The 19,306-nt window shown below is 65.7% G+C and carries 8 protein-coding genes; 6 read left to right on the top strand and 2 right to left on the bottom strand.

Features of this window, described 5'->3' with window-relative positions; genetic code table 11:
* Nucleotides 1-57 precede the first annotated feature (57 nt).
* The 6 genes from AB4Y68_RS12645 (at nt 58) to AB4Y68_RS12670 (ending at nt 14,258) form a co-directional block, all read left to right on the top strand.
* Complete coding sequence (locus AB4Y68_RS12645) at nt 58-1,491, top strand: hypothetical protein (RefSeq protein ID WP_441456110.1); 1,434 nt, start codon at nt 58-60, stop codon at nt 1,489-1,491.
* Nucleotides 1,492-1,510: 19 nt separating this feature from the next.
* Complete coding sequence (locus AB4Y68_RS12650; protein WP_441456111.1) at nt 1,511-5,800, top strand: DUF6603 domain-containing protein; 4,290 nt, start codon at nt 1,511-1,513, stop codon at nt 5,798-5,800.
* 31 nt (nt 5,801-5,831) lie between these two features.
* A complete protein-coding gene (locus AB4Y68_RS12655; RefSeq protein WP_441456112.1) occupies nt 5,832-7,292 on the top strand; it encodes a hypothetical protein in 1,461 nt (486 codons plus the stop codon).
* Nucleotides 7,292-8,152: a hypothetical protein gene (locus AB4Y68_RS12660; protein WP_441456113.1), complete on the top strand. Its 861-nt coding sequence runs from the start codon at nt 7,292-7,294 to the stop codon at nt 8,150-8,152. Before AB4Y68_RS12655 ends, AB4Y68_RS12660 begins: the two co-directional genes overlap by 1 nt.
* 5 nt (nt 8,153-8,157) lie before the next feature.
* Nucleotides 8,158-11,907 (top strand): hypothetical protein, encoded by a 3,750-nt coding sequence (locus AB4Y68_RS12665; protein ID WP_441456114.1) that lies wholly within the window; start codon nt 8,158-8,160, stop codon nt 11,905-11,907.
* Between the two features lie 1,223 nt (nt 11,908-13,130).
* The gene (locus AB4Y68_RS12670; protein WP_441456169.1) at nt 13,131-14,258 is read left to right on the top strand and encodes a Kelch repeat-containing protein; all 1,128 of its coding nucleotides are present in this window, start codon (nt 13,131-13,133) and stop codon (nt 14,256-14,258) included.
* A gap of 8 nt (nt 14,259-14,266) precedes the next feature.
* On the opposite strand, the gene AB4Y68_RS12675 is transcribed toward AB4Y68_RS12670, so the two are convergent.
* Nucleotides 14,267-17,533: a DUF3857 domain-containing protein gene (locus AB4Y68_RS12675; RefSeq protein ID WP_441456115.1), complete on the bottom strand. Its 3,267-nt coding sequence runs from the start codon at nt 17,531-17,533 to the stop codon at nt 14,267-14,269.
* 58 nt (nt 17,534-17,591) lie between these two features.
* A complete protein-coding gene (locus AB4Y68_RS12680; RefSeq protein WP_441456116.1) occupies nt 17,592-19,295 on the bottom strand; it encodes a M1 family metallopeptidase in 1,704 nt (567 codons plus the stop codon).
* Nucleotides 19,296-19,306 lie beyond the last annotated feature (11 nt).

Genomic DNA, 19,306 nt, shown 5'->3' on the forward strand with positions numbered 1-19,306 from the left:
GCCGCTTGAGGCGGCGGTCCTCGGTTCCATCCCGTGAAATGATGTGGGGGACTGCCAATGGCCGCCATCCCGTCAGGGCTGACCCACACGTTCGGCGTCATTGCCAACCGTGGAAAGGTCTTCGACACGCCCGATTCTCCAACGGACACATATTACGGCTTCCTCGCCGACATTGAGGATGTCGTGTCCGCCAGGAGCGGGGAGACACTGTGGTCGGTGCAGTTCGACCTGGTTCCTCTAGAATGGATGGAATCCGCCGTCCTCGCCCAAAGCGATAAGTCCCGGACGCCGCCGCCGGATGGGCCTGTCACCCTGCTGATCTTCGACGACGCCAGGCCGGACCACATCGCTGATGCGCTATCGACCCCGGTCCCCGAGGTCGTCCCGGGGGGCTGGTACATCATCACGCTCGGCAAGGGCGGGGTCGGGGCAAGCCGGGCGCCGCCGACCTGGGCGCCGAAGGTCCAAAAACTCAGCGCCCGCGGCCTCCGGGCCAAGCGACGCGATGCGCTCCGGCTCTCCCGCCGGTTTAGACCGGTCGGAAAATTCTCCTACGCCAAGATCCAAGCGATGCTGGCCGCCATGGCGGTCCGCGAGATCGGCGTGATGGATGTTGGCCAAGCCTCATGCAACCTCATCTACGACGCCAACGGCGTTCCGCAGGCCTACGTGGACGTCGGCCTTCCGATGCATCGAAACTTGGGCAGCCTGCCGCCCCCCAACGGATTGGGGAACGTGGAGGTCATCAATCCTGGCCCCTGCCTGGCGCATAGTCCCCCGGTGATCCTGACCCACTTCCATTGGGACCACTATTCGATGCCGATGATGTCGGCGAACCGGGGCGCGCTGATCGACCGGGACTGGGTGGTGCCGAACCAGGTCCGAGGCGTGGCGGCGAATAATATTCTGAACGCTGTAGGCGCGGCGAGGAATGGGAACGTCCATGTCTTCCCCGCAGCCTTGCCCGGCGTCATCGGCGGCAACGTCGCGATTATCCAGTGCCGTCCCCGTGCCTACATGGCGGGCGGCAATCTCAACAATTCCGGGCTGGCTGTGGTCGTCACGATCAACGGTCAGATGCAACATGCCATGCTCCCCGGCGATGCGGCGTTTCAGGCCATTCGGGGCCTGGGCGCGTTCCCCAATATGAGATGGTTGGTCGCGTCCCACCACGGGTCGGACGTCGATTTGATCCAGGCGCACATTCCCGCCCCACAGGCCGCCAACCAGGGCCGTTTGGCCTATTCCTACGGCATCAATGGAGGTCCGCCGGGGGGCGTCCATTGCTACGGCCACCCGCGCGCTGCGGCGATCGCGAATTATCTGGCGGTCGGCTGGGGGCATGCGGGGGCGGTGGCCAGCACCGCCGAAACGGGACCAAACACCAACGTGCCGGGGCGCGGCAACATCATGATGTGCCACAGCACCATCCCGCCGCCATGCCGCGTGCTCCACTGCCCGTTCCACATCTTCCCCAAGATCCTGGTCTGAGTTTGAGAGCCGGAAGCACATGCCCAGGATCTCCACCTATGACGCGCTCGTCACCCTGACCTCCGGCCTGAAGGTCGGCGACACCCTCACGATCGGGCCTGACGACGTATCGCCGTCCCTGATCGCGGCGCTGCAGGACATGGCCTTGGTATTTGACCTGACCCTGGCCAGAACCGCCGTGATCGTTGATCAGCCCGCGTCGGTCACCCTGGAAGGAGTGGCGTCCCTGTTCGGCTTGGCGGCCCTGACGACCACGCTCAAGTTCACGCCGTTGACGGAAGGGGCGCTGACCGGTCCCTTTCTGATGGAGGTCGCCGCCGGACCCGTCGCGGGCGCCAGGTGGGATCTGGGCAGCGACTTCGGTCTCATCGACGTCAGCCTGGATTTCTCGCCCAATCCGGTTGCCAACAACTACCTCGCAAGCATGGGCTGCGCTCTGGTCGTGGGATCTAACGGATCGCTGATCTTGCCGGTCCGGGTCGATCTTCCCGCCTATCCGGATCTGGACTGGCTCGTGACCGGCGATTTCTCGCCGCAGCCGCTGACAGCGGATGCCTTCGCCGCACTCGCCGGCGACCTGTCGCTGTCCGCCTATCTGCCTTCGCCGCTGGACAAGCTCGCGAAGTTCGGGCTCATCGAAGTACAGACGGCCTTCAGCGTCGGCGCAGTTCGCCTGTCATACGCCTGGTTCGTGGTCTCCTACACCGACCCTTGGTCGGTTCTGGACATCATCGAGGTGCCCGCGAACGGCGTCTCCCTCAAGTTCATGGTGGACTTCCAGGACGCCCGTCAGAGCTATGTCGAACTGGATGCGCAGTTCGAGATCGCAACCGTCCCGATCGATATCGGGGCCCATTTCTCGCCGGACGACTTCTTCGTCTGGGGCCGTCTTCAGGACAACAGGACGGTCGGCATCACCGCCCTGTTCGAGCATTTTCACCTCATCCTGCCGGCACGTTTCCCGGAAATTGAGATCGACCGGCTGTCGCTGTTGGCGAATATCAGCGCCTCGACCTACGACTTTGAACTGGTTGCGCAGATCGACGTCGGCGCGTCGCTGAAGCTGAACGACCTGACCGCCAGAGTTCATGTCGCGACCCAGCCCGCGACAACAGTCGCCGCCGATTTCTGCGGAACCATTGTCCTGTCGGCCGACGCGACGGTTTTCCTTGAAGCCAAATACGAAGGGGGCGGCGCGGGACTGACGCTGATTGGCGACGCCGAGAACATACCGATCAAGACCCTGATCAAATACTGGGCCGACGAGTTCGGCATCGATCGGATTCCCGAGCCCATCAGGTCTTTGATCTTGAAGACACTGACGATCAGCTACAATACCGCGACGGGCGATCTGCATTTCAAATGCGTGGGGGATTTCACCGTCTACGCGACGCCGGTCGAGGTCACCTTCACCGTGGACGTCGTGCACGCTGCGGGCGGACGCACGGTTCATGGGGACGCGATTTCCGGCGCCAAGGGGTACAGCGCGCTCTTCGGCGGGACGGTGACCTTCTCGGGTCTGCAGTTCGATATCCGGTTCAATACCAAGGATACGGGCGAGAAGATTTTCATCGCCGACTATGTCGACGCCGGAACGGCCCATGAGGTCCGGCTGCATGATCTGGTGGCGGAGATTTCGACCGATCTGGCCAGCGTAATTCCCGAGGACATTTCGATCGGGCTGAACGTCGTCAAATTTGCCTGGTTGAAAGACACTGCCGGGGTCAATCATTTCCTGTTCGGGGTCGAACTCGGCGCCGAGATCGGCCTGACCGACATTCCCCTGATCGGGGATAATCTGCCCGCGGAGGCGACGGTCAAATTCGACCGGCTTCAGTTCAGCTATTCCGCCTCGACCCTGTCGAAGGAACAGGCGGCTTCGATCAACGCCCTTCTGCCCAAGGGGGTCAGCAAGATTCCGGAGGCGGGGCTCGATCAGGGCGTGCTGATCGCCGGCGTCCTGCAACTCGGGACCCACAGCAAGCCGATCTCGCTGGCCATTCCAACCGGCAAGGCGGCGACCAGCCTTGCCGTTGCGGCGGCCCCGCCGACCGCTTCGCTGTCGATCAACGTCCAGAAGCAATTCGGACCGGTCGCGATCCAGAAGCTGGGCCTGACGTACGATAAACAGGTCCTGTATGTGACCGGCGACATCGCTCTGGCCGGGGAGTTGCTCTCGATCGGCCTGCTCGGGCTGGGGATCGGGTCGAACATCACCCGGTTCGCGCCCGCGGTGACCTTGTCGGGCCTGACGATCACGGTCGACAACGGGCCCGTTCAGGTCCGCGGCGGTCTGCTCGGCACGATCGATCCCCTGAACTTCTACGGCGCCCTGTCGGTCACCGTGCCCTCGCTGTCGATCGGCGCCCTGGGCGGATACGCCCAGGTCGGCCCGGACCCGTCCTTCTTTCTCTACGCGGCCGTGAACAAGCCACTGTTCGGTTATCCGTTCTTCTATGTCGACGGCCTGGCGGGCGGCCTCGGCTTCAACCGGGATCTTCTGATCCCCGATATCGACGGCGTGGCGGATTTTCCGCTGATCAGATGGGCCATGGGCAAGGATACGCCCCCGGCCGACCCCTCCGGAAACGTCGCGAGCCAGATCGACACGGTCATCACCTCTCTCGGATCCAATATACCTCCCCGGGTCGGGGAATACTGGATCGCGGCGGGCGTCAAATTCTCCTCGTTCAGCATCCTGCACTCCTTCGCCCTGGTGACGGTGTCGTTCGGCACCGACTTCAAGGTGGCCCTGCTCGGATTGACGACCGCCAGCCTTCCGCCCCGCACGGACTCCGGGCGGCCGCCTATCTGCTATGTCGAAATGGCGGTCGAAGCCGTCTTCTCCCCGGACAACGGGATTCTCCAGGTCGCGGCCAAGCTGACGCCGGCGTCTCACATCCTGAACGACGACTGCCGGTTGACGGGCGGATTCGCCTACTACACCTGGTTCAAGGACAATCCCCGGGGGGACGCCGCGTCATATAGGGCGGGCGACTTCGTCGTGACCCTGGGCGGCTACAATCCCGCCTTCCTTCGGCCCGCCTATTTCCCGGTGGAGCCGCGGCTGGGCTTCACCTGGCAGGTCGATGGCAACACCAGCATCAAGGGCGGCATATATTTCGCGCTGACGCCGTCGACCATGATGGCCGGGGGGCGGCTGGAGGCGGTGTGGGAGAGCGGCGACCTGAGGGCGTGGTTCATCGCCCACGCTGACTTCCTTCTGTGCTGGAAGCCATTCCACTACGAGATCGACATCGGCCTCAGCATTGGAGTGTCGTACAAACTGGACCTCTGGTTCACCAGTGTGACCCTCTCGGTCAGCCTGGGGGTCGATCTTTCACTGTGGGGGCCCGCGTTCGGAGGCTCCATCTACGTCGATCTGTCAGTGATTTCGTTCACGGTTGGGATCGGCAATACTCACAAGCCCGCGCCCCAGCCGATCGGGTGGGACGAGTTCAAGACCTCGTTCCTGCCGAATGGGCAGACGGCGGGCCTGCTGGCGTCGACGGCCGGTGCGTCCGCCCCGACCGACCGTTATTGCCACTCAAGCGTCGCTGCCGGGCTGGTCGCTGACATGACCGCAGCCAAGGCCACCTCAACGGACCCGGACTGGGTGGTCAACCCCGAGACCGTGCAACTCGTCACCTTTACGGCTATCCCCGCAAAGTCGGCCAGCCTGACCACGGCGGGCGGCGTCACGGTGCCGCTGCCTGTAGGACAGTCAGACTTCGGGGTCGGTCCTGTTGGCGTGAGCATCGGCCATCTGACCTCCGATCATGGCATCACGGTCCAGAAGCTGGTCCACGGGGCGCCTGATCCGAAATTCGACTTCTCAGTCCACGCGATCATTACGCCGGTGACGGCGAATGTCCCGACGGCCGCCTGGGCTGGAGCGCTGGTGGTCAATCCGAGCATCAGCCAGGTCAATAACACCCCCGCCAACATCAGTGATGTTCTGGTCGGCTTCGTGATCAGCATGAAGCCGAGGAAGCCGGATCACACGCCCCTGCCGATCGTCATGTCGATCCTCGAGCATGAGTCGGAAGGCGTGGTCGCCTTCAACTGGATGGCGCCTACGGTCGCCTCGACGGACCCTTTCGACCAGTCCGCGGCCATGAAGACCTTCGCGGACACCCTCGTTTCGGCTGCCGCCGCACGTGAGGCGATCATAGCGGCGATCAACGCCCCGGGCCTGGATCTCGGGGTCGACGCCGACGTCGATGTCAGCCTGCTGGTCAAGGAGGCGTCCGCAACCCTGCTGGATCCCCCGACGCTCAGATACCTGGGAGAAGAACGTGTCGCCTAATGGCCAGAGAGGCGCCCGTTCGCGAGGGAGCGTGAAACTCGCAGACGAAGAAGCGGGCAAGGTCACCTTCATTGCCAGCCATCGTCCCGCACTGGAGGACGGCGAGTATGTCCTGTCAGTCGTTCAGGCGGTCGCAAATACCGATCCGAAGGCCCCTCCTAAGGCCGTCTTCGACGAATCCTGGATCAACACGCGGAAATTCCAAGTCCGCGGCGAGCGCTTCGCTATCGACAGCGCCGAGATCAGCGGGATCTTTCCTCCGGCGGCGAGCACGGGCGAATACTCGAATGTGCTGCCTCAGGTGGTGTTCAATCGCCTGACCCTGCCTTGGGAACGCAGCGTGGGGGATGCGGCGAACGGTTCTTGGCTGGCCTTGCTGCTCTTCGACGAAGACGACTCCGTTCCCGAAATCCTGTCGGTCATGGCTGGCGACCTAACGCCCGCTCCGTTCCCGCGCGAGAAGGGGGGCGCCGACCAGCCCAGTCGGCTGCCGGCGGACACGGTCTCCTATCCGGGGCTGGCCTTCGACTATGGCGAGTTTCCCTATCAGCCCTGCACCGTGATCGACGTTCCGGTGACTCTGTTCAACCAGGTCGTGCCGGGACTGGTCGACATGCCGTGGCTTTCCCACGCGCGCGTCGTCACGCCCGACAATCCCGCGAGGATGGGGCTTGCGGCGGAGGTCGAGGGGGTCGAGACCTCCGTGATCATGGCCAACAGGCTGCCCCGGCCCAATATGCGCTGCACCGTTCATCTGGTCTCGCTGGAGCAGACAGCGTGCTGGCTTCCGACCGGGGATGACTACACGTCGGCCGCAATCACGCTTCCCAGCGGGGCGCCGGCCACGGCTGTCCGTCTGCTCTCGCTGACCAGCTGGAGTTACCAATCCGTCGATCCGGAACAGACCTTCACCGGCCTGCTCAAAGCGCTGGACGCCGAGGACGGACTGCGCGTGTTCGCCCTCGCCAACGCCAGCACGGGCGCAGGACCGGCCACCGCCTATGTCGCCAATGCATTGCAGATGGGATACGCGCCCCTGGACCACCAAACCCGGCAGGGCAGTAAGACGGTGTCCTGGTATCGGGGTCCGTTCGCGCCCTTCGCCGTGACGCCCGAAAGCATCATTCCAGCGCCCGGCGACAGCGGCCAGCCCGCTCCCATCGCTACCTCGGACGAAGCGCTGCGCTACGATCCCGAGACCGGAATGATGGACATCTCCTATTCGGCCGCGTGGGAGATCGGGCGCCTGCTGGCGCTTCAGGACAAGGGCTTTTCTCAGTCCCTTTACAACTGGAAGCGCGGCAACACTCAAGCCGTGGTCGCCGCCTTCGAACGGCGGGTGCTGGAAAGCGAGCTGGGTGAGGCGTTGGGCCTCACGGCCGTGCGTCATGCCACCGAGCCCCTGCTTATGCACCATAGCGCGGCCGAGTTCATCCGAACCCGGCTGAAGCCCCATACCGCGCGCGGCCCGCGCGCCCGGGGGGTGAAGTGATGGCGCGGCTGATCAACCGAACCCTGCATCTTCAAGGGCTCGCCCAGATGCTCGGCGGGCGCGAGGCCATCGCCGCCGCGACGGCCGATATTGATCCCACGGTGCAACTCAGCGACTGGCTGAAGCGCCTCGGCCGGCTGCACGGCCTTCCATATCGCTACATGGTTCCCAACGACCGGTTCCTGCCCGACGAGTCGATCCGCTTCTTCCAGCTAGACTTCAATTGGATCTATGCCCTGATTGAGGGCGCCTGCAGCATCGGGCACGCGGGCCAGACCGATGCGGTGCAGCACGCCATCACCCGTTGGAAGCTGCACGATACGGCCCAGATAGAGGCGGCGGGCGCGGCTCCCGGATCCGTAACGGGTTTCCTGTTGCGGTCCCAGATCGTGCCGGGATGGCCCAGGCTCGAGATACTGCCCTTTGACGACAAGGGCGTCGAACTGGTCGACGTGGTTCGCAGGGAGCTACTGTCGCCCTCGATCCTTCTGTTTATGGTCGCGGGGACGATCGATCATGTGATCATCCGCGAGCCGTCGATCGGGCTCCACTCCGGCATCGATATCGATGGCGGCAAACCGCTCCGCTATGTGACCGTTCCCAAAGCGGCGCCGCCCGGCACGAGTCCGGGTGATCAGATTGCGGGCGTATCGGCGCCGGTCGGATTCCGCCCCGGGGGACAGAGGGTTCTGCGGCTCGGGGCGCTGGCCGAGCGGATACAGGACCTCCTCAGCAAGAATGATGCGAACGAGGGTCCTGACGGCAAACCCTTGCCCTTCACCTCGGCCGAGTTCGCGCTCGAGATGATCGAGGGGACGCAGGCCGTGACGTTCCGCGTCGGTGCGGCGGCAGGAGAGTAAACGGCATGACATCGCATCGTTCCGCTCTAGTGGTCCCGGTCGATCTGGCGGCGCTCTGCGTCGGCGAAACAGACGTCAACGGCTCCTCTGTCCAGCCTTACGGCACGAAGGATTTCGCCCGCCTGGCGCCGGATTTCTCATTGCTGCCATATGCCGAGAAAGGCGTGGCCCGTAATTCCGGCCCCTACACCAGCGCCCAGGTCCTCGCCACGGCGTTCCAGCCCGCATCGCAGCCGCTGGGGGTCGGCGTTCACCTTCACTGGGCGCTGCCCGAGGCGCTTACGCATGGCGCACAGGCGGCGACGGGCAAGGTCGAATTTCCGCCCGCACCCAATCGCTGGATGGTCGTGCGGGTGGCGTCGAACACTGCCGACCCGGTCGCGCCGGTCACCGACATCAACGCTTGGATCATCGAAAGCGACAGGCTGTGGGACAGGGAGGGCCAGACCGTTCCGCTCCCCAACCGGAACCGGACCAGCCTGGACATTCCGATCAAGCCGATACCGACCGCCGCCAGCAACAGGTCGTTCAGGACGCTGGGACAGGTCTTTCCTTATGCCGGCTGGGCCGAGGATCCATCTGCGGACCGGGCCCAGCTGACCGCGCTGGGCTTCGGCGATGTCCAGTATGCGGCGACCTATGAATACTGCGCCAACGTGTTCGGTCTGTGGGATACGCTCGAGGACCTCGACGCCGGGTGTTTCCCGCCCGCGACCACGCGCCTTTCCTATCGTCTGATCGGCTGGCACGCGGAAATCGGCGACGATCCGCTGTCGCGGGTGAAATACCCTGCCGATGGAAACCGTCAGGAACAGATCGCCGCGATCGAAGCGCAGCTGAAGTGGGTGTTTCCGTTCTCGGACGATGCACCGTTTCCCACCCGGACCGTTTACAGCGCTCTGCTGACTGAGGTGCCGTGGGATCCCGGCAATCACTACATCGATCCGAGGACGCCTTCAGCGGATCTGGAGATCGCCGTGGGCAACACCAGCTGCGAGGCGGTGTCCGCCCTGCTGGCGGCTCAGCCGGGCCTCGAATCTCTGCCCAATGTCGAGATCGTCCTGAATGCCTTGCAGGCCGGCCTTCTCAGCCGGCTGAGCCTGCCCGGAGGGTTGGCGGACATGGACGAGGTTCTGCATCAGAAGGGCTTCGCCAGTTCCAATGTGGACCAGACTTGGGTGATCACCTCGGACGCGACCAAAGGCGCCGGCCTCGGCGGCGAAATCCCGCCGGAGCAGATGCTGTCGGCGGCCCGGAACCAGTCCCTGGAACTGCCGGCTGGAACAGGAGCTGCGCTGGATGCGCTCAACAAGGCTCAGTCCGCGCTTGATCGGATGACACAGGAAACGGCCAGCCTGCGCGGGCGGATTTTCGCCGACTGGTGCCGTTATATGTCGATCGAGTACGCGCCGCCGCCGCCCGGCCTGATTTCTCCAAACGATGCCCGCGTCTTCATCGAGGCTGAAATCGCAGAACTGAAGACCCTGCTGGCGTCGGCGGCCGCGATGCAGACCGAAGTGTCGACCAGGGCGGAGGCGCTCAGGCGATCACTCGGAGAGGGCTATACGCTCGATACGTCCGATGGTTCGCGCTACTGGGCGCCAAGCGATCCGGTCGTTCTCGTTTCGGGCGCCGACGTCAGGCCATCCTACCGCGGCCGGATGCCTGATGCGAGGGACGCCGACGGGAATCTGATCTGCAGGATGGACGCGGGGATCGTCAGTGCGATGATCGCGGGCGACGCCCCATTTGCGGTCCATGCCGCCGACCTGCCGATTTTGCCCGCTGCGGGACCGACCGTGCTCGCTGAAGTGCTGCCCGCTCTGGTCGGCGAGGCCTTCTTCGCCGATCCTTGGCAAGCCCCGGTGCTGGCGGCGGCTGTCGCGGCCTTGGGCGGCGACAGCAACCCCGCCAAGGCCGATTATCCGGGCCTGATCGCCGCCATCGCAGCCGCACAGCGCGTCGAAAGCGGACCGGACGTCCCGGTGATTACCTTCGTAGGCGACCCGATCCTGCCCGGGTCGGCCAAACCGTGGAGCCCGCCCTGGATTCCCATAATCCTGCAATGGCAGACCAGCTTCTATCCTAACGAACTGCCGGTCTATGACCCTGACTTCATCCTCGACGCCTATGAGCTCGACGAGTCCGATATCGATCTGCGGTTCAAGGGGGGCATTCCGGTCGATCCCACGACCGTGCGGACCTATCAGGGCACGATCGTGCTGTCGCATGGCGTCGAGATTGACCTGGCTCAGCAGATCAGAACGTATCTGACGAACTTCCCGGACGACAATGTGGACGGGGAACTGAAGACCATCCTCGATGAGCTCGACCTGTCGGCCCAGGCCCAGGCACTGAACGGGTTCAATCAGGCCTTCCTGATGCTGGATCACGTCTTGCAGATGGAGGTTTCGGACCCCCTCGCCATCCTGCAGGGCCTGTTCTTCTCCAGATTCACGAACCAAGACGTGAAGGATGCGGTGGCCGGCTTCAACGTCAACTCACCGAAGTTCAACAACACCTTCTGTCCGATCCGCAACGGCGCGCTGTCGATCGACCGGTTAAGGGTGATTGATGCCTTCGGCCAGATTCTCGACCTGGCCGCGCCTCAGGTGATCCGGGCGCAAAGTCTGAAGGCGCCCGACGACGGTCAGGATCTTATCAGTCTGCCGATCCGGTTCACCCAGCCTCTCAGGCTGCAATTCAACTGGCTGGCGGCTGACGACGACCAACTCGAGACTAACAGTGATCCCGTCACCACGCCGGTCATCGGGTGGGTGCTCTACAATCACCTTGACGATGCGCTGGCCGTCTATGACACGGCGGGCAGGGCCATCGGGTCGTTCAACCTGCGTGGACCCTTCTGGCAGGGCGCGCCGGGGAATGTCGCCGACTACGGCAAGCCGGTCGAGGATGCGTTCGCCTCCGCCAATCCCCACCTGCGCGCCTTCGCGCTGGGGTTGGCCCGAAGCGCCGATCCGGTGGGATATCTGACGGAGATGCTGGCCGCCATCGACAGGGCCGTCACCTTCATATCGCCCCGCACCTACAAGCAGGACAGCGGACTGGCGATCCTGATCGGACGCCCTCTCGCCCTGGTCAGGGCCTCGCTGAAACTTGATCTGATGGGTCTGCCCGCCGCAGATCAGAGCACCCGAGCTTTCGCCGCCGCGATCGCCGGGGACGATGTTCTTGCGCGGGACAACGGCGGGACTTTGCAACTGCGCGTTCCGGTTCGCCTGGGCGATCTCTCCGACGTCGACGACGGCTTGGTCGGCTATTTCATCGAGAACGGCGACGACACCTACCGGGCCTTCTACTCCCCGGCGGCGGCCGCCAGCGACAAGCACGGCTTGATAAAGCCGGGGTTCGGGCAAGTCTTCGTAACGTCGGACCCGGCGGCGGCGCCGGCGTTCCTGACGATGCTGGTGGATCCCCACGCCGCTGTTCACGCGACGACCGGCCTGTTGCCGATGAAGGAACTGACTATTCCGCCGACGATGATCGCCGACGACCTAGCCGATATGGCGGTGACCTTCCTCACCACGCCGTTCATTTTCGGCGGCGCGCCCGAACTCCCCACGCCGGAGGAAGGCGGATTTGTCTGGAACTGGGTCGCACAGAACGGCGCCGGGTGGACGATCGAGCCGGTGCAGTCGCCGAGCGGGGCGATCTCGACCGGGCCACGGCATGCCGTCGAGGGATGGCTGAGTCTGAGCCCCACCGGAAAACCCAAAACCCGCCTCCAGGATTAGCCATGAACACGACCGCTCCGCCCGCCGTCCAATTCCAGGTGCAGAACGCACAGGGCGAGAGTGTCATCTATGTGACGCAGGACGCCAGTCAGAACCTGCTGACCTTCTCGATGACCTACGCGGGTGCAGCCGCAGTCACTGTAAAGGGCGGCGCGCCGGTCTCCGAGGCCGACATCACGCCAGCCGGCCCCACGTCCCTGTATTTCACCGTCTCAACCGTCCTTACGCCCGAAGAGTTCGCCGCGATGACGGTCTCGCCGCCGCCCGGCTGGCAGGCGCGGCTGATCGGATCCTGGGTGTTGACGCCGATTGCCGACAGGCTCTTGCAACCGGGTGAAACGATCAGCTTCTCACTGGCCGGCATCAAGGCAGACAACAGTCCAGGTCCCGGGTCTTTCAACATCGCCTACTACAACTTGCCGGCTATCGCGGATTCAGGAACCCAACTGCCGCTCTCGCTCCAGAACCTGCCGAACCTCCACAAACGGCTTGCGGACTCGATGTCCGCCTCCATGGTGGGAGGCAACGCCATCTACGTCGATGTCGATAACAAACACGCCATCCCGCCCAACACCCTTGTCCTGCTGTTCGACAATACGACGCAGGGGCCCCTGGTCCCCCCCGCCACGCCGACCGGCACGCCCGTCTTCTATCTGACGTTCGTCAGCGCCAAGGCCGCGCCGGGGTTCGGCGCCCTGACCACTCCCGACCGGCTGAAGAACATCACCGTCGGCACGAACGGCGACTACGGCACGGACTGGAACATTCAGGATCATAGCGACAATGATCCCCCCTACTGGGCGATCTACCCCAGGAGTCAGGAAGTTCTCGGCGTGGGGGCAGCCGCTATCGCCGAGTTCCGGATCAACAACATCGTCACTGACTTCGCCCCGTCATCCACGAACCTCTACCTGCAGTGGGTCGGCGTTCCCGGCTATGATGACGGCTGCACGACGATCCCGCTGGTCAAGCGGGTTCCGAGGCTGGCGATCCAGGGACTGACGTCGTTGACCAACAATGTGCCGAGCGGCAGCACGGTCCAACTGGTCTGGACCACATTCAACGCCAACCGCGCCACTATAAGTCCTATCAAGGGGGAGGCGCCGCCTCCGGTTCAGACGAGCGGTTTTCCGGTCACGGTCGCCCGCACGACGACCTTCACCCTTACGGCCTACAATGATCCGCTGGGGACAAAAACCAGCGCCCCCGTGACCGTCGATGTCATGCCAGTCGCGGTCAGCGAGCCCCTGACCGCGACCCCACCTACCGGCTATCATTATGGCGACAAGGTCGCCCTGTCGTGGGCCTTCTCGTCAGCCGAATCCTGCACCGTCGATCCGCCGATCAACGGAAGCGCGTCGCTGCCGACAACGTCGCCCGGTCTGGTGATCTATCCGACCAGCGCAGTCCGCTACACCCTGACCGGGTTCGGCCAGGACGGCCCCGTGACCAGCGTCCTCAACGTCGTGCCCATACCGAACGGTTGGAAAAGCCAGGCCGGGGCGGGCCTATGGGATACCCGAGGAACGCCGGTCCTGCTGGGCGATTTTCTGGACCGGATCTGGTTCTTCGCTGGCGGGGCGGACGATCTGCGCAGCATCGTCTTCAGCAGTCCTGACGGTTTCACCTGGTCGATCGCGACCAACGCCGCGGAATTCTCGCCCCGCGTCAATTCGGCGGGATGCGTGCTGGGAGGAAAACTCTGGCTGACAGGGGGCATGACGCTGGACAAGGGTCCGCTGAACGAAATCTGGTCAAGCGCGGACGGCGAGACATGGACGCAGTCCTCCGCCGCGCAGCATTGGTCCGCGCGCTCGAACCACGGGTGTCTGGCTTTCGACGGCAAGCTGTGGGTGATGGGCGGACGCGACGCTGGCGGCGCCCTGCTCAATGACGTCTGGGGTTCGCCCGACGGGCTCATCTGGACCCAGGTCACGGCCTCGGCCGCCTGGGGATCGCGCGCCGATTTCGGTGTGGCCGTATTCGCTGGCCGTCTTTGCGTCGTCGCAGGCAGGGGATCAGGGGGGCTATTCGCGGACGTCTGGACCAGCGTTGACGGTCTGAACTGGGACCGTTGGGGGGGCAATGTGCCCTGGCCGCCGCGGTCGCACCCCGGCGTCGCCGCCATCGGACAAAGCCTTTTTGTCGTCGGAGGCGTGGGGGCGATAGGCACGGCGTTCACCGACAGCAACATCGCCAGCCCCTCGGGCGTCTGGACGATGGGTCTTGGACCGAACTGGGGTCCCAACACCTTGAATCTCGCCTCCGCAGTCTTTCGGGGCGCTGCCTGGTTCGCCGGCGGAAGCGCCAACGGGCAGCCGAACACCACAGTGTGGGGCTTCGGCCCCTGAACCGGGGCTCAGGGCAGGTTGCGGGCCTGGCGATAGGCGGCGAAGGACTCCTTGACCTTGGGGGCGATGGCTTCGGCGGCGGACAGGTCCTCGGCGGCCTTCGTCGTATCGCCCAGGGCCAGTCGGGCCATGCCGCGCCCGTAGAGGGAGGCGGCTAGGCGCGGCGCCTTGCCCAGCGCGGCTTCGTAGACGCCCAGCGCCTCGGCGGGGCGATCCAGATGCAGCAGCACCAGGCCTCGGCTGTCGAGGTAGGCGGCGGTGCCGGGGGCGAGCGTCAGGGCGGCGTCGCAATCGGCCAGGGCCTGTTGAAGGTCGACGCCGGCCACCGCCTGGGTCCAGCAGAGGTTGTTCAGGCGCTGGGCGTCGCGGACGGCGCGGCTGCGCGCCTTTTGCAGGTCAGCGCGGCCGCCGGCGGCGTCGCCGGCCTTGAAGCGGAGTTCGGCGCGCCGCAGCCGCAGGTCGTCCGCATCGTCCTCATCGACCTTGGCGAGGGCCTCCTCGACCGTGGCGGCGGCGTCGCCGAGTTCGGGGTGTTCGCGCTCCAGCCCGATACGCAGTTGCCAGGCCGTCAGATCGGCGGGGTCCAGGGCCAGGGCCTGATTATAGTCCGACAGCCGTCCCGCAAGATCGCCCTCGGCGCGCAACTGCGCCCGCGCGATATGGCCCAGCCCGCTGGGCGCATGCGCCAGGGCCGCGTCGACGGCGACGATCGCGGCGGCGTCGACGTTGTCGATCCGGCGCTTCAGCATGGCGCGCATGATCGGCAGGTCCGCGTCTTCCGGCGCATCGGCGATCAGGCGATCGATCTCGATCAGGGCCTCTTCGTCGCGCCCGGCGCCGGCCAGGGTCTCGTATTTCGCGCGCCGCAGGTCGCCCGCGTCGGGCGAAAGCGCCAGGGCGGCGTCCAGATCGGCCACGGCCTTGTCGATCTGGCCGAGCGCGGCATAGGCGCGTCCGCGCATGGTGAGGATGAAGGTGTTGTTCTTCTGCTGGCGCAGGGAGCGGGAGAACTCGATCACCGCGTCCTGGGCCCGGCCTTCGGACAGGGCGATCAGGCCCTGGCCGTTCATGGCCACCCAGTCGGCGGGGTCGAGGTCGGCGGCCTTTTCGAAGTCGGCGCGGGCGTTCGGAACATCCTGGCGCCAGAAGCGAATGATGCCCCGGTTGGCGAAGGCGCTGGCGTTCTGAGAGTCGAGGGCGATGGCGCGATCCATGTCGGCCAGGGCGCCGACGCCGTCGCCCGCCTCGTTCCGTTTCAGGCCGCGATTGAGGTAGTCCTGGGCCGTGGTCGGTTCGGACGCCGCCATCGCCTTGAGGTCGGCCTCGGTCGCCCGATAGCTGATAGGGGCGCGCACGCGCGGACGGTCGCGGTCGATTCCCTTGACCTGATCCGGCGCCGCCCGGATGGCGTCGGCCGATATCTCGGCCGCCAGGGTGCGGGTGGACCATTCCATGACGATCTTTCCGTCCTTCGCTGACGTGCGCCGCTTCAGTTCGAAGCCGGCCACAGTCAGGTCGACATCGGCGCTTTCGGGCCGGAACCCGGCGCCGGGCGGGGTCAGGACGGTGCGGGTCAGGAAATAGGCGGGGTAGGGCAGGGCCACGGGCAGGTCGCGATAGGGGCCTATGTCGCGGCCGTCGCCGAAGGCGAAGCCGACCCGTCCGCCCGGCAGGTCCAGCTTGCGCGCCGAGCCGCCGGTGTCAGCCGTCCAGTTCAGCGGCATGGCGCCCGTCACCGTCAGCCGATACTCGTTCCGCTCTGGATCATAGGCGGAGGCGACCGTCTCGATCATCATCTCCGTCAGCTGGGCCTTCCACACGTCGCGCATGATCCGGTCGCGATCCTGCGGCGCCAGGGTCTGCATGCCGATGTTCATCGTCGTGGCGAGATCGCCGCGGTAGAGCGCCTCGGCCTCGACCCGGGCCGGAGCGTCGAGGCCGGCGGAGGCGTCCAGGCGGATTTCGGTTTCCGACAGCGGAACCATGGAAGGCGGCGGCGTCAGCGCGACCAGGTCCTGGCCCGGCGCGCTGATCGGCAGGGCCCAGTGGTGGTTCGGGATCGGGGCGGCCTCCAGCGTCGTGTCGCCCATGCGCGCGCCGTCGATCCAATAGGTGCGGCCGTCGATCTGCGTCCTGACCAGAACATGATCCAGCAACGCCACCATCGGCAGGCGCTGGTCCAGGCCGTCGCCGAGCGACATGCTGACTGCCGCGGCTTGGGCGTCGATGTCGAGGGCCTTGAGCAGGGCGAGAAGCAGGGCCGTCTTGCCCTTGCAGTCGCCGAAGCGGTTGCGCCAGGTGTCGTCGGCCGAGGCTGGGGTCAGCCCGCCTTCGCCCATCGCCAGCGCCAGATAGCGGATGTCGTTCTGGACCAGACGCAGCGCCGCCGAGGCGCGTTCCAGGGGCGTGGCATAGGCGGCGCGGATGCGTTCGGCCTCGGCGAGCACGGGCGAGCCGGGCTCAAGGACGGCGGCGCGGGCGTAGAGCGGGGCCATCAGGGCCGACACGTCGCGCCACGACGCATAGTCGGTCAGTTCCAACTGCTGCGCCTGGGCGAAGCGCGCGGGGGCGTCTTCGGGGATGGGCAGCGGATGGATGTCTCGGGCGTCGATCTCGACGTGTCCGCCGTCACGGTCGCGTACGATTTTCGGGGTCTGCCAGGGTTCGGTGGCGCGGATGCGCATGGTCTTGCCGCCAGGCCAACTGGCCCGGACGCGCATCCGGTCGATGGATCCCAGGGTCAGGCCGCCGGCGACGTGCTCGGCGTGGTCGCCCAGCACGCTGTCTCGCGTCGTCGCCGTATAGGCCAGGTCGATGATGTCGCCGACCTGCAGGCCGTTGGGTTGCAGGGTGGCGGTGAGCACGCCGTCGAGAATGGCCGAATCCAGATTACGCTCGCGGCGGAGGACGTCGAATTGCTGCTGGTCCAGCACGTCGATGACGCGGTCCCCGCGCAGGATGTTCAGATGATGCAGGCTGATCGACTGACTGGCGGGGTTCCAGGCGATGGCCACCGTTCCGGCGACGGCCAGTCCCTGGATGGTCTGGATCTGATAGCGCTGGCGGACATAGATGTGGACGCCGTCCGGGGCGAAGCGGGTCTGCTGGTCCAGCAGGAGGATGCGGACCGGGCCGCCGTCGGAGGCGTCGGTCTCGCTGTCCGGGCGGGCGATGACCTCGACCCAGGCGGGCGCCGCGCCGCGTGTCGGAACCTCGGCCGAGAAGACCGGGCTGGCGACCAGGATCGCCGCGAGGATGCAGATCAGTCTGAGCATGGTTTTCGCCACTTCGTGTAATGGCGTTCTACCATTTGGAGCGGCGGTGGCTAGGGCGTCAGTCCTTGGCGGCCTGCGAGGCCTTCCAGACTTCGAGATACTCCAGCCGACGAAGCACCCTCGAGCCGGGGTCCAGCAGGACGTGGGCGGAAGCCGGGGCGGTGAAGGTCGCGCGGCCGTCGGTCATGGGCAGGGTGCGGACCCGGCCATCCACCTCGACATCCACCGGCAAGGGGAAGGGGCGGCCGTTTCCGGTCTTCCACTCCAGGGTCACGCGCTCGCCGTCGCGGGTCATGACCAGATCGGGCAAGGCGGCCTGATAGAGATAGGCGTCGAAGAACCAGCCGAGGTCGCGGCCCGTCACCGCGTTGACGATGGCGATGAACTCCGGCGTCGTGGCGTAGCGGGGAGTGAAATTGCCGGGCTTGGGATCGGGGCGGCCGTACACCAGCCGGCGCAGGCTCTCATAGAAGGCGTCGTCGCCGATGTAGAGGCGCAGGGTGTGGGCGATCAGGGCGCCCTTGTAATAGAGGTCCAGCCCCGGCCCGGTCTTGGCGTCATAGACGGTGGCGGCGTCCTGCGGCTTGCCCGAGACGACGGGGAAGCGGTTGGAGAGGGTCAGCCGCATGGTCTGAAGTTCGGACTGCATGGCCCGTTCGCCGTTCAGCCAGCGGGCGTAGAGGGGCTGCATATAGGTGCCGAAGCCCTCATGCAGCCACATGTCGTCCCAGTCGGCGTTGGTCAGCTGATTGCCGAACCATTCGTGCGCCAATTCATGTTGAAGCAGCCAGTCGTAGCCCTTGCCGTCCAGCTTGTAGCCATTGCCATAGGCGTTGATGGTCTGGTGCTCCATGCCCAGGTGCGGGGTCTCGACCACGCCCATCTTCTCGTCGCCGAAGGGGAAGGGGCCGATGGTCGCCTCATAGAAGTCGAGCTGCTTGGGGAACTCGGCGAACAGGGCGGCGGCCTTGGCCGGATCGTCGGACGCCAGGCGCCAGAAACGCAGGGGAATCACATTGCCGAAGCGGCTGGGATAGTCGGCGCTCATTTCCACGAAGGGGGCGACGTTCAGGCTGATGGCGTAGGTGTCGGGCTGGCGCGCGGTCCAGTTCCAGGTGGTGGCGCCGTCGCCGTTGTCGGTCTTGCCCAGGAAGCGGCCGTTGGCGGGGGCGGAAAGGTCGGACGGGACGGTGATGTGCAGGTCGACGCGGTCCGGCTCGCCCTGCGGATGGTCGACGCAGGGCCAGAACAGGTCGCAGCCCTCGCCCTGAACCGCGCTGGCAATCCATGGCTTGCCGTCGGGCGTGGTGGTCCAGACGAAGCCGCCGTCCCAGGGCGCGCGCTGGGCTTGATGCGGGCGGCCCGCGTAGGCGATGCGGACGGAAGCTGTCTGACCGGGCGTCAGGGCGTGCGGGAGGGGGATGGTCAGCCGTCCGTCCGGGTTGGTCCAGTCGGCGACCGGCTGGCCGTCCACGGTGATCGAGGCGATGGCGAACAGGGTGTCCAGTTCGACCACGACGGCGGCGGCGGGGGCCGTGGCGGTGAAGTCGAGGACGGCGACGCCCTCGATCGACTGGCTGTCGGGCAGGAGCTTGAACGACAGGTCGGCCTTGTCGAAACGCAGCGCCAGTTGTTCCGGCGTGCGCGCCGTGCCGCTGGACAGGGTGAAGGGCGTCGAATCGCGGGCCGGCGCGGCCTCTTGCGCCAGAGCGGGCGCGCTGAGCAGGGCGGTGGTCAAGCAGAGGGCGGCGGTCAGGCGCAAGGGACGGCTCC

The sequence above is a fragment of the Brevundimonas sp. 2YAF1 genome (assembly GCF_052114745.1).
Taxonomy (GTDB): Bacteria; Pseudomonadota; Alphaproteobacteria; order Caulobacterales; family Caulobacteraceae; genus Brevundimonas.

What these genes read in the sequence shown, in the direction of transcription:
- AB4Y68_RS12665 (WP_441456114.1), top strand. Translation starts at nt 8,158, where the DNA reads ATGACATCGCATCGTTCCGCTCTAGTGGTCCCGGTCGATCTGGCGGCG.
- AB4Y68_RS12645 (WP_441456110.1), top strand. Translation starts at nt 58, where the DNA reads ATGGCCGCCATCCCGTCAGGGCTGACCCACACGTTCGGCGTCATTGCC.
- AB4Y68_RS12670 (WP_441456169.1), top strand. Translation starts at nt 13,131, where the DNA reads ATGCCAGTCGCGGTCAGCGAGCCCCTGACCGCGACCCCACCTACCGGC.
- AB4Y68_RS12660 (WP_441456113.1), top strand. Translation starts at nt 7,292, where the DNA reads ATGGCGCGGCTGATCAACCGAACCCTGCATCTTCAAGGGCTCGCCCAG.
- AB4Y68_RS12650 (WP_441456111.1), top strand. Translation starts at nt 1,511, where the DNA reads ATGCCCAGGATCTCCACCTATGACGCGCTCGTCACCCTGACCTCCGGC.
- AB4Y68_RS12675 (WP_441456115.1), bottom strand. Translation starts at nt 17,533, where the DNA reads ATGCTCAGACTGATCTGCATCCTCGCGGCGATCCTGGTCGCCAGCCCG.